At 59.7% G+C, this 23,140-nt stretch carries 20 protein-coding genes and 2 pseudogenes; 13 read left to right on the forward strand and 9 right to left on the reverse strand.

Features of this window, described 5'->3' with window-relative positions; translation table 11 throughout:
• From F8N96_RS01810 to F8N96_RS01830, 5 genes and pseudogenes are all read left to right on the forward strand, one after another.
• The coding region (locus F8N96_RS01810; protein WP_191635324.1) for an RHS repeat-associated core domain-containing protein at nt 1–3,024 on the forward strand (3,024 nt) is incomplete at its 5' end.
• A 19-nt stretch (nt 3,025–3,043) separates the two neighbouring features.
• A complete protein-coding gene (locus tag F8N96_RS01815) occupies nt 3,044–3,640 on the forward strand; it encodes a hypothetical protein (protein ID WP_150796315.1) in 597 nt (198 codons plus the stop codon).
• Nucleotides 3,641–4,086: 446 nt separating this feature from the next.
• Nucleotides 4,087–4,785, forward strand: a complete 699-nt coding sequence (locus F8N96_RS34985) for a bacteriophage T4 gp5 trimerisation domain-containing protein (protein ID WP_224794067.1) — start codon at nt 4,087–4,089, stop codon at nt 4,783–4,785.
• 26 nt (nt 4,786–4,811) lie between these two features.
• A pseudogene (locus F8N96_RS01825) lies at nt 4,812–5,186 on the forward strand (DcrB-related protein); the annotation flags it as partial.
• A 1-nt stretch (nt 5,187) separates the two neighbouring features.
• Nucleotides 5,188–5,373: pseudogene (locus F8N96_RS01830) on the forward strand (RHS repeat protein); the annotation flags it as partial.
• A gap of 356 nt (nt 5,374–5,729) precedes the next feature.
• On the opposite strand, the gene F8N96_RS01835 reads toward F8N96_RS01830, so the two are convergent.
• Together F8N96_RS01835 and F8N96_RS01840 are read right to left on the reverse strand one after the other, a co-directional pair.
• Complete coding sequence (locus tag F8N96_RS01835) at nt 5,730–6,362, reverse strand: response regulator (RefSeq protein ID WP_150796316.1); 633 nt, start codon at nt 6,360–6,362, stop codon at nt 5,730–5,732.
• A 32-nt stretch (nt 6,363–6,394) separates the two neighbouring features.
• The gene (locus F8N96_RS01840; RefSeq protein WP_150796317.1) at nt 6,395–7,762 is read right to left on the reverse strand and encodes a cache domain-containing protein; all 1,368 of its coding nucleotides are present in this window, start codon (nt 7,760–7,762) and stop codon (nt 6,395–6,397) included.
• 514 nt (nt 7,763–8,276) lie between these two features.
• Here F8N96_RS01840 and F8N96_RS01850 point away from each other — a divergent pair.
• The 3 genes from F8N96_RS01850 to F8N96_RS01860 all read left to right on the forward strand — a co-directional run bounded on the left by F8N96_RS01850 (nt 8,277) and on the right by F8N96_RS01860 (nt 11,568).
• Nucleotides 8,277–10,334, forward strand: a complete 2,058-nt coding sequence (locus F8N96_RS01850; RefSeq protein WP_150796318.1) for a carbon starvation CstA family protein — start codon at nt 8,277–8,279, stop codon at nt 10,332–10,334.
• 14 nt (nt 10,335–10,348) lie between these two features.
• Nucleotides 10,349–10,546: a YbdD/YjiX family protein gene (locus F8N96_RS01855; protein ID WP_064677253.1), complete on the forward strand. Its 198-nt coding sequence runs from the start codon at nt 10,349–10,351 to the stop codon at nt 10,544–10,546.
• Between the two features lie 365 nt (nt 10,547–10,911).
• Complete coding sequence (locus tag F8N96_RS01860; protein ID WP_150796319.1) at nt 10,912–11,568, forward strand: S1 family peptidase; 657 nt, start codon at nt 10,912–10,914, stop codon at nt 11,566–11,568.
• Nucleotides 11,569–11,773: 205 nt separating this feature from the next.
• Here F8N96_RS01860 and F8N96_RS01865 read toward each other — a convergent pair whose 3' ends face one another.
• The 3 genes from F8N96_RS01865 to F8N96_RS01875 all read right to left on the reverse strand — a co-directional run bounded on the left by F8N96_RS01865 (nt 11,774) and on the right by F8N96_RS01875 (nt 13,961).
• Nucleotides 11,774–12,514 (reverse strand): metallophosphoesterase, encoded by a 741-nt coding sequence (locus F8N96_RS01865; protein ID WP_150796320.1) that lies wholly within the window; start codon nt 12,512–12,514, stop codon nt 11,774–11,776.
• 144 nt (nt 12,515–12,658) lie between these two features.
• The gene (locus F8N96_RS01870) at nt 12,659–12,859 is read right to left on the reverse strand and encodes a hypothetical protein (protein ID WP_150764794.1); all 201 of its coding nucleotides are present in this window, start codon (nt 12,857–12,859) and stop codon (nt 12,659–12,661) included.
• Nucleotides 12,860–13,055: 196 nt separating this feature from the next.
• On the reverse strand, nt 13,056–13,961 hold the full coding sequence (locus F8N96_RS01875) for a LysR substrate-binding domain-containing protein (protein ID WP_150796321.1): 906 nt from the start codon (nt 13,959–13,961) through the stop codon (nt 13,056–13,058).
• A 168-nt stretch (nt 13,962–14,129) separates the two neighbouring features.
• Between F8N96_RS01875 and F8N96_RS01880 the strand changes: the two genes are divergently transcribed.
• The 5 genes from F8N96_RS01880 to F8N96_RS01900 all read left to right on the forward strand — a co-directional run bounded on the left by F8N96_RS01880 (nt 14,130) and on the right by F8N96_RS01900 (nt 18,258).
• Entirely contained in the window at nt 14,130–15,254 is a 1,125-nt protein-coding gene (locus F8N96_RS01880; RefSeq protein WP_150796322.1) for an NAD(P)/FAD-dependent oxidoreductase, read from the forward strand.
• Nucleotides 15,244–15,582, forward strand: a complete 339-nt coding sequence (locus F8N96_RS01885) for a (2Fe-2S)-binding protein (RefSeq protein ID WP_150796323.1) — start codon at nt 15,244–15,246, stop codon at nt 15,580–15,582. The genes F8N96_RS01880 and F8N96_RS01885 overlap by 11 nt, the downstream gene beginning before the upstream one ends.
• Nucleotides 15,575–16,975: an FAD/NAD(P)-binding oxidoreductase gene (locus tag F8N96_RS01890; protein ID WP_150796324.1), complete on the forward strand. Its 1,401-nt coding sequence runs from the start codon at nt 15,575–15,577 to the stop codon at nt 16,973–16,975. The genes F8N96_RS01885 and F8N96_RS01890 overlap by 8 nt, the downstream gene beginning before the upstream one ends.
• Nucleotides 16,972–17,325 carry a RidA family protein gene (locus F8N96_RS01895; protein ID WP_150796325.1) on the forward strand — a complete coding sequence of 118 codons (354 nt, stop codon included), beginning with the start codon at nt 16,972–16,974 and terminating at the stop codon, nt 17,323–17,325. The genes F8N96_RS01890 and F8N96_RS01895 overlap by 4 nt, the downstream gene beginning before the upstream one ends.
• A gap of 150 nt (nt 17,326–17,475) precedes the next feature.
• On the forward strand, nt 17,476–18,258 hold the full coding sequence (locus F8N96_RS01900) for an ABC transporter substrate-binding protein (protein ID WP_150796326.1): 783 nt from the start codon (nt 17,476–17,478) through the stop codon (nt 18,256–18,258).
• 84 nt (nt 18,259–18,342) lie between these two features.
• Here F8N96_RS01900 and F8N96_RS01905 read toward each other — a convergent pair whose 3' ends face one another.
• The 4 genes from F8N96_RS01905 to F8N96_RS01920 form a co-directional block, all read right to left on the reverse strand.
• Complete coding sequence (locus tag F8N96_RS01905) at nt 18,343–19,047, reverse strand: SOS response-associated peptidase family protein (RefSeq protein WP_150796327.1); 705 nt, start codon at nt 19,045–19,047, stop codon at nt 18,343–18,345.
• 129 nt (nt 19,048–19,176) lie between these two features.
• Complete coding sequence (locus F8N96_RS01910; protein ID WP_150796328.1) at nt 19,177–20,508, reverse strand: MFS transporter; 1,332 nt, start codon at nt 20,506–20,508, stop codon at nt 19,177–19,179.
• A gap of 177 nt (nt 20,509–20,685) precedes the next feature.
• Nucleotides 20,686–22,020 (reverse strand): spinster family MFS transporter, encoded by a 1,335-nt coding sequence (locus F8N96_RS01915; RefSeq protein WP_150796329.1) that lies wholly within the window; start codon nt 22,018–22,020, stop codon nt 20,686–20,688.
• Nucleotides 22,017–23,000 carry a flavin reductase family protein gene (locus F8N96_RS01920; protein ID WP_150796330.1) on the reverse strand — a complete coding sequence of 328 codons (984 nt, stop codon included), beginning with the start codon at nt 22,998–23,000 and terminating at the stop codon, nt 22,017–22,019. Before F8N96_RS01920 ends, F8N96_RS01915 begins: the two co-directional genes overlap by 4 nt.
• Nucleotides 23,001–23,140: the final 140 nt, after the last annotated feature.

The raw sequence follows: 23,140 nt of genomic DNA on the forward strand, positions 1-23,140 counted from the left end.
CTGGTGCAGTACCGTTACGACGAAAATGGTCAACTGATCGAAGTGATCAATCGCAACAACGATTCCGTTCGACGTTTCAGCTACGCTGATGGCGTCATGGCCAGTCACAGTAACGCCCTCGGCCTGACCTGCAATTACCGCTGGCAGACCCTCGGCGATCAGCCTCGCGTGGTGGAGCACTGGACCAGCGATGGCGAACATTTTCACTACCGCTACGACTTCAACCAGCGCGTTTCCTGGGCTACTGACGTGCTGGGGCGTGAGTTGGAAATTCAGTACAACGAGGACCGTCGCGTGATTGCCAGTCGTGATTACGGCGGCGAATGCTACGGTATTGCCCTGGACGAAGCCGGCAACATGACGGGTTTGAATCTGCCCGATGGCAACAAGCTCGCGTTCAAATACGACGACTTTTCACGCCTGATCGAAGAGACCGATCCACTGGGTCGCAAAATCAAATACAAATATCACCTCAGTACCACGCTGGTCACTGAGACGACTTTCATGGACGGCAGCACCTGGAAAGCCCGCTACGACGCCAAGGGCAACCTCATCGCCGAAGTCGACGCGCTGGGCCACAAAACCGAATACCTGAACAGCGATGACGGCTTGCCGCACACCATCATCGACGCTACCCACAAGTCCAAATACCTGTGGTGGAACGCGTTGGCCCAGGTCGAGCGGTTTCAGGATTGCTCCGGCAAAAATACGTATTACCGCTATGACGAGCGTCAGCATTTGGTCGCCGTTACGGATGCGCTGAATCAGACGACAACCCTTGAGCGCAAACCCGACGGCGAAGTGCTGCGCATCCAGCACCCGGACGGCAGCGCCGAGTCCTTTACCTACAACGCCCTCGGCCAGGTCCTGACGCATACCGACGGTAAAGGCCAGACCACACGCTTGCTGCGCACCGCCCGCGGTCTGCCGAGCAGCCGTCAGGACGCCAAGGGCCAGCGCATCCGCTACGAATATGACCAGGCCATTCGCCTGACCGCGCTGGTCAACGAAAACAATGCGGCTTACCAGTTCGCCTATGATGCGTCCGACCGCCTGGTCGAAGAAAAACGCATCGACAACCTGACCCGCCAGTTCAGCTACAACCTCGGCGGGCATCTGACACGGGTCAACGAAATCGGCTACGGCGAACGCGCCGAACGACCACAACGACAGACCGAATTCGAACGCGATTCCATCGGCCGACTGCTGGCCAAACTCAATGCCGATGCCCGCCAGGATTATGCCTACGACGACGCCGATCGCTTGCTCTCCATCGCGCGTTTGCCTACCGCCAACGGTAAGAAACTCGGCGTCAGCGAAGAAACACTGGAATTCTCCTACGACTTGCTGGGTCGCCTGATCAAAGAGACCACACCACAAGGCGCCTTGTCCTACGACTACGATCCACTGAGCAACCTGACCACGCTGACCCTGCCCACGGGCCAACACCTGAACCACCTGTATTACGGCAGCGGCCACCTGCACCAACTCAACCTTGACGGCCAGCTCATCAGCGACATGGAGCGCGATGACCTGCACCGCGAGGTGCTGCGCACTCAAGGCAAACTCACCAGTTGTTTCGGCTACGACGCCATGGGCCGTAAGGCTTGGCAATTCGCCTCAACCCTGTCGGCTGAGAAACTCTCGCAAATCCACAATCCAGGTATTCAACCCGAGCTGTTGGTGGGGCACGCCTACAACCCGATTCACCGCCGTCACCAATACGACCCGGCCGGCGAACTCATTCGCACCCTCGACAAACTGCGCGGCGAGATCAAGTACGAGTACGAAGCCAACGGTCAACTGCACAGCCGTGATACCGGCAAGTTGGTGGACAGTGAAGAGTTCCGATACGACGCGGCGGCGAACCGGCTGAACTTCAACACCAGTCAGTTTGATCACGTCAAAGACAACCGGATCAAGCAGTGGCGGGATCAGGAATATACCTACGATGCCTGGGGCAACCTGATTGAAAAGCGTAGTGGGGTGAGCCGGCTGCAGACGTTCAGTTACGACTGTGAAAATCGGCTGGTCAGGGCTGAGACGTTGGTGGGCGGCAAGCTGGAAAGCACCGGGGCTTATCGCTACGACAGTCTCGGGCGCCGTGTGGCCAAGGTGTCGGAGGTCAACGGGGTCACTGAACAGAAGCATTTTCTGTGGCAAGGCTTGCGGATGTTGCGCGAGGAGACGCCGGGGCAGAGTAGCCTCTATATTTACGAGCCAGGAAGTTACGCGCCGTTGGCGCGGGTAGATCAGGAAGAGGGCGGGGAGCAGACGCTTTACTACTTCCATACCGACCAGATTGGTACGCCGCTGGAGATGACTGACCACAAGGGGCAGATTGTCTGGCAGGCGACGTACAAGGCGTGGGGGGCGGTGGAGCGTCTGGACGTCAGTGCAGTCGAACAGAATTTGCGGTTTCAGGGGCAGTATTTCGATGATGAGACGGGGCTGCACTATAATACTTTTCGGTATTACGATCCGGAGGTGGGGCGGTTTATTACGCAGGATCCGATTGGGCTAGTTGGTAGTTTCAACCTGTATGACTATGCTCCAAACTCTATTGGTTGGGTCGATCCAACCGGGCTAAGCTCAGAGGATCTAGTCAGGTATAAACCACGGGCTTCGGTAACTCCGCAACCTGGCTCCCGGGGAACAGCCATCAGCCGAGCCTGGGGTGAAGAGAGAGCGCTGGTTGGAAGAGGAGGAGGTTCTCGCGATTGGACGTCCGCAGAACGTCAGACGATCTTGAACACTCGAAATAATGCTCAGCTTTCGTCAGTTATGTCCGAAGCTGGGTATACAGGTCATCACATAAACAGCGTTGAAGGAAACGGTGGCCTTGGGCCTGCATGGAAAGGCGACCCGCGGAACATCGTATTCTTGCAGAACGCTAAGCACCCAAGTGGTATTGATGAACATCTGAACAGCCCGCAGGGTCATAGGGGCAACTATACAAATGCAGGAAAGGAGCGTTTGATCGATCGTAACAATAGTACTGTGAAATCGGGACCCTGCGGGTAATAAAATATTAGGAGGCGGTATGAATAAAATTGATGATGCAATGGCAGAGCTAACCAAGGCTCACATTAAATATAAACTGGGCGGAAGTTTTCAGCGGCTTAATCAGGTGGTTTCAAAATGGCCGTCAAGTCTTCGTCGTTCTGCGCAGCTAGATGATTTTTTCAATTGCTACGAACCGATCGGCGTTAAAATAGAGACAGGATTTACACCCTTGAAGTTTGTGAGCCTAGACGCGCTTGAAAAGGCGCAGATTGGATATAAATGGATAAATGGAGATGGCGGTAAAAAAATAAATCAAGACTGGAATGAGAACTATGTTGTTTTTATGGATGACTTAGGGGGAGGTAAACCTATAGTCGCGTTAACTGATATCGAGAATACGCCGATATTTGCGAGCTACGGTCCCGTTGCCCCATTCCAAATCGCAGATTCTTTAGCTGAGTTTCTCAGTGCGTTAGCCAAACTCATCGAGGTCGTCTATGGGGAGTTCAATATTTTTGATATCTCAGATGATGACGGAGTTAACCCTTCGTTTGTGGCGCGTCTTGATGTGGAAATCGCTCCAATATTAGGGGAGAGGAACTATCAGAATTTTTTCGACTATTTCTACGGTTGAGCAATGAGTCATTTGTATGCGGTTTAAGGGATTGTGTTAGCAGTAGATGGCAGTGCTCGGGTGTGTGTAATGATTGGGATTATACCTAGGTCTGAAAAATAAATCGCTTTAGTGAGGAGTTCCGATACGACGCGGCGGCAAACCGGCTGAACTTCAATACCAGTCAGTTTGATCACGTCAAAGACAATCGGATCAAGCAGTGGCGGGATCAGGAATATACCTACGATGCGTGGGGCAACCTGATTGAAAAACGCAGCGGGATGAGCCGGCTGCAGACGTTCAGTTACGACTGTGAAAATCGGTTGGTTAAAGCTGAGACCTTGGTGGGCGGCAAGCTGGAAAGTACCGGGGCTTATCGTTATGACAGCTTGGGACGACGTGTTGCCAAGGTGTCGGAGGTCAACGGGGTCACCGAGTAGAAGCATTTCCTGTGGCAGGGCTTGCGCATGTTGCGTGAGGAAACGCCGGGGCAGAGCAGCCTTTATGTGTATGAGCCGGGGAGTTATGCGCCACTTGCTCGGGTGGACCAGGAAGAGGGTGGGGAGCAGACGCTTTATTACTTCCATACCGACCAGATTGGTACGCCGCTGGAGATGACGGACCGTGAGGGGCGGATTGTCTGGCAGGCGACGTATAAGGTTTGGGGGACGGTGGTCTTCCTCGACGGCAACCCTGATCGTCCGCTGATCATGGGCAGTTTGTACAACAGCAAGAACACGCCGCCCTGGTCGTTGCCGGCGAACAAGACGCAGAGTGGATTTTTGACTCGGTCGATTAAAGGGAAGGGCAGCAATGCCAACTTCTTCCGCTTTGAAGACAAGACTGGTGCCGAGCAAATTAGCCTCCACGCCGAACGTAACCTCGACACCGAAATTGAGGCTGACGAAAGCCACATGGTCGGCGGCAATCGCGAAATCAAAGTCGACGGGAAACACACCGAAACGATCAAGCTAGAAACCAGTATCGCGGTTACGGAGGGGTCTTATTACGTCACCGTTGATAGTGGCGAAGTGAAGATCAATGCAGCGACATCGATCACGCTTGAAGTGGGTGCCAGCAAATTGGTCATGAAGGCGGACGGCACGATCACGCTATCTGGCGTGAACATCGACGTTATAGGCAGCACGAAAATCAACCTTAACTGACCAGCCAACGGACAAGGAATTCCCGTATGCGACGGAATATTTACGACCGCCTTTCTGAGCGGCGTATTCGAGAGCAAGAGCAGGCGCGTCTCGAGCAGGAGATTGCTGATGCGGTGCCACCACCGCCAGAGCGCTTTCATACCAATGAGCTGAGTTTTGTTCGACCGACCAACCTCAAAGACAAAACGTTTCACGTATTCACTCTGACGGACATAGGGCCGAGCCCTTTTTCTTTGGTGGTTGGGCGTTCACAAGTTGAATCAGGCTCCGATCTTGAAACCATGGCTCAACAATTACTGGGTGAACTGAAAAAGTCTTTATCGCATGTCGAATGGATCGAGCCGGTCACACCTGTCAAGGTCGCGGGCGTAGATGCGCGGCGTGTCGAATTTCGCTGGCGACCGCTTCGACGAGCGCCACCACCTGATCGCCGTCACCGACGCCCTGAACCAGACCACCACCCTGGAACGCAAACCCGACGGCGAAGTGCTGCGCATCCAGCACCCGGACGGCAGCGCGGAGTCCTTCACCTACAACGCCCTCGGTCAGGTGTTGACGCACACCGGGAATAAGAACCCGGCTAGTGAATGTACGGAGCGGGCTTGCTCGTGAAAGCAATTTTATAGTCAACATTGGTTTTGACTGGTGCACCGCCTTCGCGGGCAAGCCCACAGGGAGTTATGTCGATCACAACATAGTGGCCAGAGGCATTGCCCTGTAGGAGGCCACCCAGCCTGCGAAGTGGCTGCGCTTTCGCGCAGAGAACATGCCGCTAAATCGGCAAATAATTTATCTAAAAAATCAATGAGATAAACTTTGTTCCATAAGAGCCGGCTTGCTGGCGATGGCGGCCGAGAGATCATCGTTAGACTTCCCGCCGCCTTCGCGGGCAAGCCCGCTACTTAAAGTTTTGTGCGTCGAGCCGGATTTTGCGGCGAGATCTTCTAGCGCGAAATGATCCCGTGATCGATCGCGTACTTGACCAGCGCCGCCGGTTTATCGATGTTGAGTTTGCGCCGGATGCTCAGGCGATGGGTTTCCACGGTGCGCACACTGATATCCAGTTCCCGGGCCATTTCCTTGTTGTTCAGCCCTTGGACCATTTTGTACAACACCTGGCTCTCACGGGGCGTCAGTTCGTTGTCGGTGCTTTTGTCGGCAATCAGCCGCTGGGCGATTTCGGCGCTGTAGAAGGTGCCGCCGCTGGCGATGGCTTCGATCGCCGCAATGATTTCCCTGGACGGCGAGTTCTTCAGCACATAGCCGCTGGCCCCGGCGCGCAAGGACTCGCTCACGTATTCGTTGTTGTCGTACATGCTCAGTATCAGCATCTTGAGCGACGGGTACTGGCTGCGCAGCACCCGGGTCAGTTCCAGCCCGTTCATGTCCTGGAGGCTGATGTCGACCAGCAGCAGGTCCGGCTGGCAGCGGCCGACCATTTCTATGGCATCCGCGCCGTTCTCGGCTTCGCCCACCACTTCCAGGGGCGCCATCACTGCCAGCAGCGCCTTGATTCCGTCGCGGACCAGGGCGTGATCGTCGACCAGGGCGACGCGGATGGGGTAGGGCAGGTTCATTGCAGGCATTCACTCTTGTTGTTGGGGACGACTCAGCGTTGGGTGCCGGGCATTTTCATCGGCAGCAGTACATCCAGTTCACTTCTTCCCGGCATCGAGCTCAGGGCGAATTGGCCGCCGAAATGTTCGACGCGTTCGCGGATATTACGCAGGCCGATGCCGGCGTGGCGACGTTCGACCTGGGCGACGTTGAAGCCGATGCCGTCATCGACCACCGTCAGGTGTACGCCGTCTTCGGAGCCGTGCAGGGTAATGGAAACGTTGCGCGCCCGGGCGTGGCGTTCGATGTTGGTCAGGCCTTCCTGGACGATGCGAAACAGCGAGACCGCAGCACCGTCGACCAGGTCGCAGGCGAATTCGTTGTCGTCGTAGGTGACCACCAGGCCGCTGCGCTGCTCGAATTCGGCGGCTAGCTGGCCGATCGCGGCCGGCAGGCCCAGGGTGTCGAGCAAGGATGAGCGCAGGTCGTGGGACAGGCTGCGAACTTCGCCGATCGCATCTCCCAGGCGTTGCGTGGCTTCTCTGAGGATGCCCAGGCCCTTGTCTTGTCCCTGGCCGTTCTCGAGCACATGGCTGGCCAGTTCGAACTGGAACTTGATGGAGACCAGGACCTGGCTGATGCCGTCGTGCAGTTCACGGGACACCCGGGATCGCTCTTCCTCCTGCAGGCTGACGATGCGCTGGGTCAGGCGCTGCAATTTCTTGTCGGCCAGCCGGTGTTCGCTGACGTTGAGGGTCATGCCGCTGGCGAACACCAACAGCACCGCCACCAGGGCCACGGCGGCGATCGCCAGCATGGTCTTGCGGATGCCCATGGCCACTTCGTCGCGGGCCTGTTGGGTGGCGCGTTCGACGTCTTCCAGGTAGATGCCGGTGCCGAGCATCCAGCCCCAGCGATCCAGCATCACCACGTAGGCGAGCTTGTCGGTGACCTGGCCGGAGGAGGGTTTGTTCCAGGCGTAGCGCTGGAAACCTTCGCCGGATTGCGCCGTGGTGAGCAAGGCCTGGATCACCGGCAGACCGTGGGGGTCTTTCATGTCCCACAGGTCTTTGCCGACCAGATCGGACTGGCGCGCGTGCATCAGGCTGCGACCTTCGCGGTCGTAGACGAAGAAATAGCCGTTGACGCCGAAGCTGAGCTTGCGCAGTTCTTCCAGCACTTGTTGCTGGGCGCGCGCGTCACCGTGGCCGTCGTCGTACAGGGGCTCGATCAGGCTTTGCGCCATGTCGACGTAGTTTTTCAGTTCGGCGCGCTTGCTGGCCAGGATGCTGTCTTCGATCAGTTGCGCCTGTTGATCGCCCAGTTGGCGGTTCAGGGAGATGACCAGGGCGCAGATGACGGCGATCGCCAGGACCAGCGGCAGGATGCCGAGCGCGACGATTTTGTGTTTGAGCTGCATCTGGGCTCCTGACCGGGCCGAAGGCGGGCCATGACGCTAATACTGTAGGAGCGAGCTTGCTCGCGATGGTCGTCAACGAAAACGCGTGTTTACCGGGTATACGCGGTGTTCTGAAGTCCATCGCGAGCAAGCTCGCTCCTACAGTTCCTGGGCGGGCATCATATGCCAAGGAGTGGGGGTCCAGTAGCGGTGGTGGACGGAATGACCTGCTGCCGGGATCTGTCGGTTGAATGTAAAACCCCCCTGTAGGAGCTGGCTTGCCAGCGAAGGCGGCGGCACATTCAATATCAATGGCGACTGACACACCGCTTTCGCTGGCAAGCCAGCTCCTACAGGGGATTTGTGTTTCAACCGATAGGTTGGGGTTTCTACGTAGAACTACGTAGAAAGCGCGTACGTAGTAACGCGGATTTATTTGTGGACGGCATGCGCGGATATTGGGCCAGCTCCGCATCGCGGACACAATTATAAAAATTACCGCCGCAGTCCACTGGCTGTCGGCAGGAGACACGCTATGCCCCGTCTGGCTAAACACCTCGCCTGGTTTGCCGTGGCTGTCCTGGGAGCGTTCGCGCTGAGTGTCGTGGCCCTGCGCCGCGGCGAAGCCATCAACGCCCTCTGGATCGTAGTCGCTGCAGTCGCCATCTACCTCGTTGCATACCGCTACTACAGCCTGTTCATCGCCAATAAGGTGATGCAACTCGATCCCAATCGCGCTACGCCCGCCGTGCTCAACAATGACGGCCTGGACTTCGTGCCGACCAACAAACACGTACTTTTCGGTCACCACTTCGCGGCGATTGCCGGCGCGGGGCCCTTGGTCGGACCGGTCCTGGCGGCACAGATGGGCTATCTGCCCGGTACGCTGTGGCTGATTGCCGGGGTAGTGCTGGCGGGCGCGGTGCAGGACTTCATGGTCCTGTTCATGTCCACCCGCCGCAACGGCCGTTCCCTGGGCGACATGGTCCGTGAAGAAATGGGCCGCATCCCCGGCACCATCGCCTTGTTCGGCTGCTTCCTGATCATGATCATCATCCTCGCGGTGCTGGCGCTGATCGTGGTCAAGGCCCTGGCCGAAAGCCCGTGGGGCATGTTCACGGTGATGGCGACCATCCCGATCGCGATGTTCATGGGCATCTACATGCGCTACATCCGCCCGGGCCGCATCGGGGAAATCTCGGTGATCGGCGTGGCGCTGCTGCTCGGTTCGATCTGGCTCGGTGGGCAGATTGCCGCCGACCCGGTGTGGGCCAAGGCGTTCAGCTTCACCGGCGTGCAGATCACCTGGATGCTGATCGGCTACGGTTTCGTCGCGGCGGTGTTGCCGGTGTGGCTGATCCTGGCGCCGCGTGACTACCTGTCGACCTTCTTGAAAATCGGCACTATCGTCGCCCTGGCGATCGGCATCCTGGTCACCATGCCCGAGCTGAAAATGCCGGCATTGACCCAGTTCATCGACGGCACGGGGCCGGTGTGGAAGGGCGGTCTGTTCCCGTTCCTGTTCATCACCATTGCCTGTGGTGCGGTCTCGGGTTTCCATGCGCTGATCGCTTCGGGCACCACGCCCAAGTTGCTGGCCAGTGAAGGCCATGCCCGTTACATCGGGTACGGCGGCATGCTGATGGAGTCCTTCGTGGCGATCATGGCGATGGTGGCCGCTTCGGTGATCGAGCCGGGTGTGTACTTCGCCATGAACAGCCCGGCGGCGATTGTTGGCTCCGATGCTGTCACGGTGGCACAGACCGTCAGCAGCTGGGGTTTTGCGATTACTCCGGAAGCGCTGCAAGCGGTGGCCAAGGACATCGGTGAAACCACCATCCTGGCCCGTGCCGGCGGTGCGCCGACCCTGGCGGTCGGTATCGCGCAGATCCTGCACAGTCTCCTGCCGGGTGAAAACACCATGGCGTTCTGGTACCACTTTGCGATCCTGTTCGAAGCGCTGTTCATCCTCACCGCGGTAGACGCCGGTACCCGTGCCGGGCGCTTCATGCTCCAGGATTTGCTCGGCTCCTTTGTGCCGGCGCTGAAACGCACCGAATCCTGGACCGCCAACCTGATCGCCACCGCCGGTTGCGTGGTCATGTGGGGTTACCTGCTGTACCAGGGGGTGATCGATCCGCTGGGCGGCATCAACACCTTGTGGCCGCTGTTCGGTATCTCCAACCAGATGCTGGCGGGAATCGCGCTGATGCTGGCGACCGTGGTGCTGATCAAGATGAAGCGTCAACGCTACGTCTGGGTCACCATGCTGCCCGCGGTCTGGCTGCTGATCTGCACCACCACTGCCGGCTTCATCAAGCTGTTCGATGCCAACCCGGCGATCGGTTTCCTGGCGCTGGCGAAGAAATACAGCGATGCCCTGGCCAACGGTCAGGTGCTGGCACCGGCCAAGAGCATCGAGCAGATGCAGCACGTGATCTACAACGCCTACACCAACGCCACGCTGACGGCGCTGTTCCTGTTGGTGGTGTTCAGCATCCTGTTCTTTGCGTTGAAAGTCGGCATTGCCGCCTGGGGCACCAAGGAACGTACGGATAAAGAAGCACCGTTCCAGGCCCTGCCCGATGCTTGATCGAGGATTGCAGCATGTTCAATGACCTGAGTCGCCTGGGTAAATACCTCGGTCAGGCCGCACGCCTGATGGTTGGCATGCCCGACTACGACAACTACGTCGAGCATATGCAGAACAAACATCCGGACAAACCGGTGATGGACTACGAAATGTTTTTCCGTGAACGTCAGGAAGCCCGTTATGGCAGTAAGAGTGGGCCGAAGTGTTGTTGATTGTTTTCATTGTTCTTTATTGAACTTGTTTTAAATAGCAAAACCGAAAACGCCGCTCATTCGAGCGGCGTTTTCGTTTGCGTGCGATACAGCAAGTTCGGAACCAAACATATAGCCGCTCTATTTCTCTCCTCATAATCGGCAGCTTGTTGACGCCAGAAATTTGCACTGTCCGGTTGCATCTAAAAGCGATTGGCCTTAGTGCAAAACAGTTGAGCACGGCATTGAAGCGTCAGCCATAAATACAGCTAGATCAGGCAAATCAATCGCTAAGCGGCGCTGTGGGCCAGTGAACAAGAAAGCGACAGAAAACTGACAAAACAAAAAAACAGTCATTTCCTCCCCCCCAAAGTCGGTGATACATCATGATCAAGATCATGGCGTGCTTGCTAATGGGAGCTCTTACTGCAGGATGCAACGGTATCGTTAAACCCGATTTTTCGGGCGCTACCAACGATTCATACTTTCTGGTTTTCTCGGGTTTTCCTCTGGCGTATGTGTATATGGCCTCGGCGGTGCAATGGAACGAGGACTATGCCGTCACCACCCGCCACACTCCGTTGATCCCCAACGTGAAGTACAGCTGCAGCACAGGTTGCGATCTGGTTTTCTTCCAGCACAAGGCTAACGGCCGCTACCCGTCCTGGCGCGCGCCGCGTGTGGGCGAGCGCATCACGGCTGTGGGGGGCAGCCCTTATCTGATAACCACCACCGGCAAGGGCAAGGTGTATCCAACGCCTTTCATCAATACCGATGAACACAGCGGCGATCTGTACGCTATTCATGATGCCCCGTTGGTCAAGGGCATGTCGGGTGGGCCGGTCGTTGCCAGTGACGGCAGTGTGGTCGGTATCAATATCGGTTTCTATTCCACTACATTGAACGATGTAAGCGCCCACCCCGGCGTTAATACTGCAGAGAGGATGAGTATCTTTGTGCCTTACTCGATCATTCTGCGAGAGTGGGGGTTGTTGCAGGCGAAGCTTGATAATCCAAACGGCACGAAATATGTCACGAAGTAGGGGGTAATGCTGTTCATTGTAGGAGCGAGCTTGCTCCGGGCGGCGTTCCGACGATGGATTCCAAAACACCGCGTATTATCCAGCAAACACGCGTTATCGTTGGCGTCCATCGCGAGCAAGCTCGCTCCTGCAAGGGGGCATGCGGTATGTGAGCGCCAGCGGATGGGCGTCGCAAGACATTTGCCACACTTGCCGTCGGGATTTGTTACCAGTGTCGGTCGAGGCCTGGTCGTGTCGCGGGGATGAATTCGAGCGTTTGCAGGTTCAGCAGGGTGAAGTGACCGCGGTCCGGCAGCCAGCCGCCGGTATCGATGTGGTAGACATTGCCCAGGATGACCGGCGCAGGCAAAGGTGTATGACCGACCACCACAGCGCGCACACCCGACACGCCGACCGGGTTGCTGTCCGTGATGCGCTGGCGTGACCACTGCAGGGTCGTGGCTATCTGTTCGACTTCCATCGTTGCGCCGGATAGCGCTTCAGTCATGGCTTGCCAGCTGCCCCGTGGAACATCCGCGTGCACGATGCCGATCAGGCCTTGCGAAGTCTGGACCTCCATCACCAACGGCAAGTCAGCAAGGATGCCCGCATAATAGATCTGCTCGACGCCCGACAGGCTGTAGAACCAGGCGCCACCATTGGCAAAGTGCAGGCTGCGTTCAGCGCTGGTGCGGCCGGCGGCGTGGGAATCGATGGTCATCTGCTCATGGTTGCCCCGCACCGCATGGAACCAGGGCTTGCGTAGCAGCCATTCATCGACGTCCAGGGTTTGCGGCCCGCGGTCGACCAGATCGCCCACGCTGAACAGGCGGTCGATGGAAGGGTTGAATCCGGCAGCATCCAATGCAGCCTGCAGCCGGGCGAAGTGGCCGTGAATGTCGCCCACAGCCAGGTCGCGGCCGGCAGGGTTGGCGGCGAAGCGCTGCACTTCTCGGGTTTCGGCCATGGCAATGCCTTGCCCACCACACACCGGCGGGCTGGTAGTCCGTTGAGTTTAGGCCAGGAAGTGCTGATCCACAGGCAGGGTGTCGGTGCCGGTCTGGCTGGCGACCATCAGGTCATCACGTTACCCGACACCGATCGAGCGGAGTCAGTAGCCGGTAGCTTGTCCGAGATTGTTGTCCTGCGCGCCAGCGATGAGGTGCAGGGGAATGTGTGGCTGTTCATCAATGGATGAGACTTCAAAACCTCCCACCACCTGGGGCTGTCGCTCGCACACTTCGGTCGACTCTCCAGCCAGTATTTTAGCCATTCTTGCGTGATTCGCGGCGATTTCATTGAGAGTTGACATGGTACATCCCCCGGGTGACTGACCAAGCGTATCGCTGGAGTCCTTGAACATTGATTTGAATGCTGCCGCGTCAGAATTACGTCGATCTGGGGCTGCTACGACCGGCCTTTGCAATCCTTGAGCCAGAGAGGGTTGGGTAATTGACGCTACCCCTAGCATAGGCGACGAATGGTGGGTTTGCGTTGAAAAGCGCCTTCTAGAACCGATACTCGGCCGGAACCTGCCGGGCGATGAAGTGCTGCATGTGCTCGAAAAAGCTGATCTGCAATTTTGACGTTGGCCCCTGGACCGGCAACAGCAGGCTGAAATCCATTTCGATCGCCGGCTCGAACGCCCTGAACACCACGCCATTACCGCGGTACTCGACCGCGCTGATGGCGTCGACCAGCGCGACCCCAAGCCCCTGTTCGACGAAGGTGCACATGGGCAGCGACAGTTGGGTTTCCAGGCGCAGTTCGCGCTCAACCCCATACGCGGCAAATATCGAGTCAATGTGTTGGCGCGAGCCGATCGATTGCGGATAGGAGATGAATGCCTCGCCTTGCAGGTCCTCGGGATGGATCGTGGCCTTGCCCTGCAAGCGATGGTTCGCCGGCAGTGCGCACAGCATGCGGGTGGCCAGGAGTTTTTCGGCGCGCGGGCTGGGGTAGGTATTGGGCAGGACGATGAGGCCCAGGTCGCAGCGCTGGCCGACCACCAGGTCCACGACCTCGCGCGATGAATGCACCACCAGCGATATCTGCACGTGCTCATGATCGGCCATGAACGCGGCGATGGCGCGCGGCAGGAATGAAAGCCCCATGGCCGGGGCGCTGGCAATGTGCAGTGAACCTCGTTTCAGGCTGCGGATGTCCTGCGCCGTCCGGGCGATACGTTCGACCCCGAGCAACGAGCGTTGTACTTCCTGGTACAGCGTCATGGCTTCGGCGGTCGGTTGCAGGCGGCCCTTGATCCGGTCGAACAAACTGAAGCCGATGTCCTCCTCAAGGCTGGCAATCAGTCGCGTCGCTGCCGGCTGCGAGATGTGCAGCATCTCGGCGGCACGGGTAACGGTCTGGCCGAGGATGACCGCGCGAAAGGCCTCCAGCTGACGAAGATTCATGGCAGGTATCCTTGGGTAATAATCCATAACAAAAAGACATGACCTTGCCAAAATAAAGCATTTTTCAAGCCGCTGTCAGCTCTCTAGGATCTTTTGCATCAAGATCATTCAGGCGTAAAGCCTGCGCTGCAGGTGATTCGCAGCGTTGAAAGAGCGGCAGTGCAACTCATGCTAAAAACTGATGTGATGATCGTAGGGGGTGGGTTGGTGGGGCTGTCCATTGCCTATGGTCTGGCCCTGCTCGGTCGCCAGGTCAGCGTCCTCGACGAGGGCGATGACGCCTATCGGGCGGCGCGTGGCAACTTCGGCCTGCTGTGGGTACAGGGCAAGGGCTACGGAATGAGTCCCTATGCGCAATGGACTCGCGATTCAGTCGCGCTGTGGCCACGGTTCGCCGCCTCGTTGCAGGCCGACTGCGGCATCGATCTTTATCTGCGTCAGCCCGGCGGATTCCAGCTGTGTTTGAGCGAGCAGGAGATGGCCGAGGAAAGCCGTCGCCTGCTCTGGCTGCGCGACGCCATGCACGGTGATTATCCGTTCGAACTGCTGGATGCGGCGCAATTGCGCGCTCGCTTGCCGGGCGTGGGGCCGACGGTAGTGGGCGGCTGTTACTCGCCCATGGACGGTCAGGTCAATCCGTTGAAATTGTTGCGTTCGCTGTACGCCGCCTGCCAGGCGCGCGGGGTCAGGATCATCAATGGCCAGCGGGTCAGCGCCATCGGCCAGCGCGGCTCGGGCTTCGAACTGGATACCGGTGAGCAGCGCTGGTACGCCAGCCAGCTTGTGTTGGCCGCCGGACTCGGCAATCGGGAGCTGGGTGCGCAATTGGGCATGGAGGTGCCGGTGAGCCCCAATCGTGGGCAGATTCTGGTGACCGAGCGTCTCAAACCCTTCCTGCATTACCCCACCACCTATGTGCGCCAGACCGACGAAGGCACGGTTCAGCTGGGCGACTCCCATGAATCCACGGGGTTCGACGACGATACCAGCAGCGAAGTGATGGCCAGCATCGCCCGTCGCGCGGTGCAGTGCTTTCCCCGGTTGGGGCAGGTCCGTCTGGTTCGGGCCTGGGGCGCGCTGCGGGTGCTGAGCGCCGACGGCTTTCCCATCTACGAAGCTTCGCAGGCCTGCCCAGGGGCGGTGGTGGTCAGTTGCCACAGCGGCGTGACCCTGGCGGCGATCCATGCCTTGCGCCTGGCGCCGTGGATTGGCGGTGAATATGACGAGCCGGCCGTGGCGCCTTTCAGTCTGCAGCGCTTCAGTCGCAAACCCGAGGTGCGCCATGCCGGCTGACAGTTTGTTCCGGGCGTTGGGCCCGGGGGAAAAAACCGTGCAGATCGAATTCGAAGGCGCGTCGTTATCGGTGCCCGCAGGCATTTCCCTGGCCGCCGCCTTGCTGCTCGGCGGAGTCACTCACACCCGCGACAGTGCAGTCAGCGGCAGGCCCGGCGCGCCGTTCTGCATGATGGGCGTGTGCTTCGAGTGTCTGGTCGAGGTGGACGGGCAGGCCAATTGTCAGGCGTGCCTGCTGCCGGTTCGCGCGGGTATGCGTGTTCTGCGCCAGCGCGGGGCGCGGGATCTTCTGGAGAGTGGCCACGATGAGGAGGGCGCTGATGAATAAGCAAACAGTCGACCTGATTGTGCTCGGCGCCGGCCCCGCAGGCATGAGCGCGGCGCTTGAGGCCACGCGCCACGGCCTGTCGGTGGTGGTACTGGATGAGCAGGGCGGTCCCGGTGGGCAAATCTATCGCAACATCCAGCAGGCCGATGCGCACAGCCGCAGGGTTTTGGGCGATGACTATGGGGCGGGTGCGGAACTTGTCGCGAAATTCCTGCGGTGCGGGGCCCGCTACCTGGCCAACGCTGCCATCTGGCAGGTGACGCCACAGCGACAGGTGCATTACCTGATCGATGGCCGCGCCGAGATCCTGCAAGGGCATCATGTATTGATCGCCACCGGTGCGTTCGAACGGGCCATGCCCATTCCGGGCTGGACCTTGCCTGGCGTCATGACCGCCGGCGCCGGCCAGATCCTGCTCAAAAGCGCCGCCTTGGTGCCGCAAGGGCCGGTGATCCTGGCCGGCTGCGGCCCCTTGTTGTACCTGCTGGCGGTGCAATACCTGCGAGCCGGCATCGCCATCGAAGCGCTGGTGGACACCAGTGGCCGGGGCGATCTGCTGCGCGCCTGGCGCAAAGTCCCGGGCGCCTTGCGCGGCTGGCGAGACCTGCTCAAGGGCGTGCAATTGCTAATCGAATTGAAACGCGCCGGGGTCAGGCATTTCCGTGATGCCCGTGATTTGCGGATCGAAGGCCCGGCGCAGGCGAGCGCCCTGAGTTTCGACAGTGGCGGTCGGCGCCGGACCCTTCCGGCCTCGTTGATTCTGCTGCATCAAGGCGTGGTACCCAACACCCAGATCAGTTGGTCGCTGCGCCTCGAACACGACTGGAGCGAGCAGCAACTGTGCTGGATCGCGCGTCGCGACAGCCAGGGCGAGACCAGTCTGCCGGGCATTTTCATCGCCGGTGATGGTGGCGCTATCGGCGGTGCGCACGTGGCGCTGCTCGAAGGCCGCCTGGCCGGGCTGGCGATTGCCGCCCGCTCGAAAAAACTCGACGCACAACAGCTGCAGCAGCTCGCCGCGCCTTACCGAAAAGCCCTGCGTCGCCAGTGTGCTGCGCGGCCTCTGATCGATGTGATGTACCGCCCGCGACAGCAAAACCGCATTCCGGCCGACGAGGTCATTGTCTGTCGCTGTGAAGAAGTCAGCGCCGGCGCAATTCGCCAACACGTCGCCCTCGGTTGCCTGGGGCCCAATCAGGCCAAGGCGTTCGGTCGCTGCGGCATGGGGCCTTGCCAGGGTCGCCTGTGTGGCTTGAGCGTCACCGAAATCATTGCCGAACAGCGCAACGTCCCGGCCGCCGAGGTCGGGTACTACCGAATTAGATCGCCACTCAAACCCATCACCCTTGCCCAATTATCCACTGAGACACCTCTCACCCAGGAGCCTGTATGAGCCTTATTCAACGCATCGAAAGCAATCCACGCCTGACCCGCAGCGTCGTGCATAACGGCGTGGCCTGGCTCAGCGGCATCGTCGCCGCCGACTGCAGCCAGGACATCCGTGGCCAGACGCGCCAGGTGCTGCAACGGCTCGACGAACTGCTGGAAATTTCCGGCAGTGACAAAAGCCGACTGCTCAGCGTGCAGATCTGGATGAAAGACATGGGTGCCGATTTCGCCGGCATGAACGAAACCTGGAGCGCCTGGGTCGATGCCGGGCAAACGCCGGCACGGGCCACCGCGCAAGTGATGTTCGATGATCCGCAGATCCTGTTGGAGTTGATCGTCACCGCTGCCGTCTGAGGTACCCGTTGCGCCGGGTGGATGCCTGGCGCTACGACGGAGCAGGCGGCCGACAGAGCCGTCATCTCCTTGTTCACATTGCCGCTGCCATAACGGTCGCCTTCCTTTGCGGAGCGCCCGACATAAACAACATCGCATCTGGAGCCATGAATGAACGTAAAAAACTCGCTACTGAAGGTTGGCCTGATCTCGTTGCTGGCGTTCGGCGCCCACCTGCAGGCGGCGGAGCAACCGCTGCGCCTGGGCATCGAAGCGGCTTACCCGCCGTTCGCTTCGAAAACCCCGGATAACGCCATCGTCGGCTTCGACTACGACATCGGACAGGCACTGTGCGCCGAGATGAAAGTCCAGTGCGTGTGGCAGGAACAGGAGTTCGACGGGCTGATTCCCGCGCTCAAGGTGAAGAAAGTCGACGCGGTGATTTCGTCGATGTCCATGACCCCGGAGCGGATGAAGTCGGTCGATTTCAGCAATCGCTATTACCGCATTCCGGCGCGCCTGGTGTTCAAGAAAGGCAGCGGTATCAGCGAGATCCCGGCCCAGCTCAAAGGCAAGCGGATCGGGGTGCAGCGCGCCACCAACTTCGATCGCTACGTCACAGAGAAATTCGCCCCGGCCGGTGCCGAAGTGGTGCGCTACGGCTCGCAGAATGAAATCTTCCTCGACCTGCTTGGCGGACGCCTCGATGCCACCATGGCCAGTTCGGTGGTGATCGATGAAAGCCTGTTGAAGCGGCTGGAAGGGCAGGACTTCGAGTTCGTCGGCCCGAATTTCACCGAAGAGCAGTTCTTCGGTAGCGGCATCGGCATTGCCGTGCGCAAGAACGATCCCCTGGCGGGTCGCTTCAATCAGGCGCTGGTGACCATTCGGGCCAACGGCACCTACGACACCATTCGCCAGAAGTATTTCGATTTCGATATCTACGGCGAGTAAGCAGCGGGCGTCGTTACGGCACGCATGCTGGTGCATGCGCCGTTGTTTTAGTCGCGGGAAGTCGAACTGCATATCAGAGACGGGTCATGTGCAGCCATCACCATCGATCTCACCCATAGGGTCGATCAACTGGGCACCCTGGTTGCGAACGTTGCCGATCGCGCGGTCGACCTTGAACCACTCGAAGGCCTCGGTCGGTTCACCCTGAAACAGCGCCAGGTGCTCGGCGCGTTGCATGGGCGTGGTGGGCTCCAGCCACTCCCGGGCCAGTTCCGGCGATAAGGTCACTGGCCGCCGGTCATGGATGTCCACCATGCCACCGGCGCTGTCGGCGGTAATGATGACGAAGCCGTCATGTTCGCCCGGTCCGTGCTCGGCGCTGGGGTACTGGCCGATCGCGGCACAGAGGATCGGCGTTCGGTCACGGTGACGAATCAGGTAGGGCTGTTTCTTCGGTCCGCGATCGTCGACCCATTCAAACCAGTTGTCGATGGCAATGATTGCCCGGCGCGGCCAGATCGTCTTGAAGAACGGGCCATGGGCGACTTTTTCGACCCTGGCGTTGATCGGCGCGGCACGGTCCTTGGCCCAGAGCGGACGCCAGCCCCAGCGCACCAGGTCGGCGCGCAAAAACTGGCCCTCCTGGTGAAAGAGGGCGAGCTGAGTGGTCGGCGCGGCGTTGTAGCGCGCCAACGGCTGGTCGCCGGCATAGTTGATCAGGGCGTTTGGAATGGCGAGCGCCGCGACGAAATCGTGAATGCCCCGATACTGGGAAAGGCGTCCGCACATGGTGTGTTCTCCGGCTATGTCTTCAGCGTAGCCGAGGCGAGAGACTTCGAGGCGTGACGATCAGGCGAGGATGGGGCGACGGGCTGAAGATTCGGGAAATGAAGCTTCGCCCGCCTTGCGTTGAAACCCTCAGACCGCGGCGTCTGCCCCGACGCCATTCTCCCTCGTCGGCACATCATGCAGGGAAATCCTTGAAGTCTCCGGCAACGCCAATCCACCCGCCAGCGCGAGCAACGCAACCGCCATCAGATAAAACGCCGGCGACAGGTTGCTGCCGCTGGTGCTGATCAGCCATGTCGCCACCAGTGGCGCAGTACCGCCGAACAGGGTGTAGGCCATGTTGTAGGTGATCGCCGACGCGGTATAGCGGGTACGGGTGGGGAAAGTTTCCGAGAGCAGGGCCGCAGTGACCACGCCACACAACACCGCGCCGATCGCCAACAGCATGACGCCGACGATGGAGGCGGCGAACGATCCGGAACTGGCCATCAGGAACGAGGGATACACCGCCACGATCAACAGCGCGCAAGCGGTCATCACCGTGACCCGGCGCCCGACCCGGTCCGAATACAGCCCGGCCAGCGGGCAGATCGCCGCGGCGAAGATCAAGGCAATCAGCGACACCAGCAACGCCGTCGCGCGACTCAGGCCGCCCGCGACTTGCAGGTAGGTCGCGAAGTAGGTGGTGAACATATAGAACGACAGCGCCGTCAGCGACACGAAGGCACCCAGGCAGCAGATCGCCGCGCCATGGTTGCGCAAGGTCTCCTTGAGCGGGGAGTGTGCCACCGCATGCTCCTCGGTCACTGCCTGGAATGCCGGGGTTTCATCCAGCTTCCAGCGCAGGTAAAGCCCCACCAGTCCCAGTGGCGCGGCAATCAGGAACGGCAGGCGCCAGCCCCAGCTGCCCATGGCTTCGGCCGATAATGAGGCCTCGAGTGCGTAGGCGACCACGGCGGCCGCGGCGAAGGCGGAAAAGGTCGAGACCGGAATGAAGCTGCCATACCAGGCTCTTTTGTCGTTGGGTGCATGCTCCATCAGGTAGGCACAGGCACCGGCGTATTCACCCCCGGCGGAAAAGCCCTGGGCGCAACGGATGACGGTCAGCAGGATCGGCGCCATGACCCCGATGGCGGCATAAGTGGGCAACACCCCGATCAAGGTCGTCGCACCCGCCATCAGCAGGATGGTCATGGCCAGGGTTCTCTTGCGGCCGATCCTGTCACCGAGCATGCCGAAGAAAATCCCGCCCAGAGGCCGGAAGGCAAAGGCCACGGCGAACACCGCGAAGGTTTTCAGCAAGGCCACGCTGGCATCGCCGCTGGGGAAAAATTGCTGGGCGATGGTGGTCGCCAGAAAACCGTAGACGGCGAAGTCGAACCACTCGACGAAATTGCCGATGCCGGCAGCGACAATTACTTTTCTCAGTGTTTGCGGGCTGACCTGAGCTGCGCTTGTCATGCTGAACCCTCGACATTCCATTAGTAGGCTTTCGATTATCGGGGCACCGACTGGAACGGCTCACTTCAAAAGTGTCATCCGCATAGTCATGACCGACTCATGGCGATTGAGGTACGCATGATTCGTGCCGAATGGAGTCTCGATTGCGCGGTCGACTTCGTGTCCTCGCAGGGGCCGCTAGACGGTCGCGGCATGACGATAGGCCGTTCTGGACGCATGGTGCGCGGTGCGCACCAGCAGCAGCACAGCGCCAATCACCGGCAGGCTCACCAGCATCAGTGCGTAACGCAACGACTCCTGGCCAAACAGCGGCAGTAGCATGTCGCTGAACAACCCGGTTATCAGTGGCCCGATGCCGACCCCGAGCAGGGTACTGACGATGGTCTGCAGGGCCATGGCGGTGCCGCGCCGATTTGCCGGCACCAGTTGGGTGACGAGGTTGTAGGACGGGGCGATCCACCAAACGGCAAAGAAGGAATAGAGCGCGGCCCAGAGCATTGCGGTCGGAACAGGTACATCGCCCAGGCGCACCAGCAGGGCATCGGACCAGAGCAGATAAGGGGTCAGCGCGGCGAGGGCCGCCAGATGGCCCAACACCGGAATGGAAATCTGCCAGTGTGGGTGACGGCGGCACAGGCGGTCACTTAACCAACCGCTCAACAGGCCACCGATCCCGGCCGAGATACCGCAGATCACCCCGACCAACAGCCCGGCGTGTTGCAGTGACAGGCCGTGGGAGCGCACCAGGAAGCTGGTGTTCCACATGCCGATGGCGTAGGAGCTGAGCGTGACCAGGCCGCCCGCGAGGATCAGGCACCGGTAGGCCGGCAACGCCCACAGCTTGCGGGCTTCGGCACCCATACCCAGCAGTGGAGAGGGCGAGTGGGCGTGGGGCGCGAGATCCCAACGGCCACGCTGCGGTTCACGCACGAAAAAGGTCAGGACAGCGCAAAACACCAGGGCCGGCATGCCAATGGCGATAAACCCGCTGCGCCAGCCATAGTGTTCCACCACCCAGGCCCCGAGACTCAAACCGATGATCGAGGAAAACGTCGGTGCCGCGGTAAAACAACTGATTGCGAATGAGCGTCGTTGTGGGGGATACAGGTCAGCGATCAACGACAGCGAGGCCGAGGTCGTCGGCGATTCACTGACCGCCACCAGCATTCGTGCGATGGCCAGCGCAATGAAGCTGCCGGCCAGTCCGCAGGCCATTGTCGCCACGGCCCAGAGCAGGCACGACATGGCCAGCAGACGGGTGCGCGGCATGCGGTCCACCAGCCTTCCCGCCGGCAGGCCCAAGAGGGCGTACACCGCCGCGAACGCCAGGCCGGAGATCAACCCGATGGCGGTATCGCTGACCCCGAATTCGGCTTTGATCGGTTCGATCATCACCGCGAGTATCTGTCGTCCGACGAAGTTGTCGGCAAACACCATGGCCAGCAGCATCAGCAAACCGTGGCTCCCCCAACCAACCCTGGCGGGGGGCAGCATACCCGAGGCCACATTCATCGCGGTGCCCAGAGATCCGGCAAGCCGGGATCACTCACGACAATCAGGCGCTTGAGCAATACCTTCAAGGCTTGTGCATCGGCGGTGCCGAGCTTGGCCGAGAGGTCCTCTTCCACCGCCTTGGCCAGCGCCAGCTGATGCAACGAAACCTCGCGCCCCTGGGCGGTGAGGACGAAACGCAGTGACTCTGCCGAGCCCTCGAACGCCACCAGGCGCTGGTTTTCGAGAAAACGCATGCTGGCCAGCGTGACTTCACGACCGGTGTAGGTCACGAAGGTATTGATTTCCTCAAGGTTCAGGTTGTCGCGAATACACAAAATCGACAGGATAAAAAACGCCTGTTCGTCCAGGTGCTGATTACTCAGCATCTGTCGCAGGGCATTGAGGACCTGGTAGTGTCCACGCCCCAAAAGGTAACCGAGCAGATCCTCGGTGTAACTGCACTCGGGGGGCGGCGGCGTGGTGGCCAGGCGCAGTTCGCTGCGTGGCTTGCGGGTCGCCAATGCATATTGGCCACTCTGGAACGCCAGCGGCGCGCGGTCGCTGTGATCGAAGGCGAGGACTTCACCGACAAAAATCACGTGGTCGCCGCCTTCATACTGGAATGCGGTGCGGCATTGAAAACGTGCCGTGCAATCTTGCAGCAGCGGCGCCCCGCTGACGCCATTGTCCAGCTTGATTTCAGAAAACTTGTCCTCGCCCTGGGTGGCGAAACGTCCCGACAGTGCTTCCTGTTCGGTGGACAACACGTGGACGTTCCAGTGTTTTCCACTGGTGAAGACTGGCAAGCTGCGGGCCTGCTTGGACAGGCTCCAGAGCACCATCGGCGGATTGAGCGACACCGAGTTGAAACTGTTGGCCGTGATACCCACGGGTGAGCCGTCTTCGGTCTGGGTGGTGATGATGGTGACCCCGGTGGTAAAGGTGCCGAGTGCGGCACGAAAAGCCTGGGGATCGAAACTGACGTTTTGCATTGCCATGACTGGCCTCATGGGGTGGGATTTTCGTAGGGCCAGTATTGGTCGCATCACGCGGTTCAACATCGTCTCAACGGACTAACAGATTTGCTCGCTACTCGTCCGATCGGACGAGGCGTCGCGCGGGGTGTACGGCTAGGGTG

Source organism: Pseudomonas fluorescens (assembly GCF_902497855.1).
GTDB classification, from domain to species: domain Bacteria; phylum Pseudomonadota; class Gammaproteobacteria; order Pseudomonadales; family Pseudomonadaceae; genus Aquipseudomonas; species Aquipseudomonas fluorescens_BI.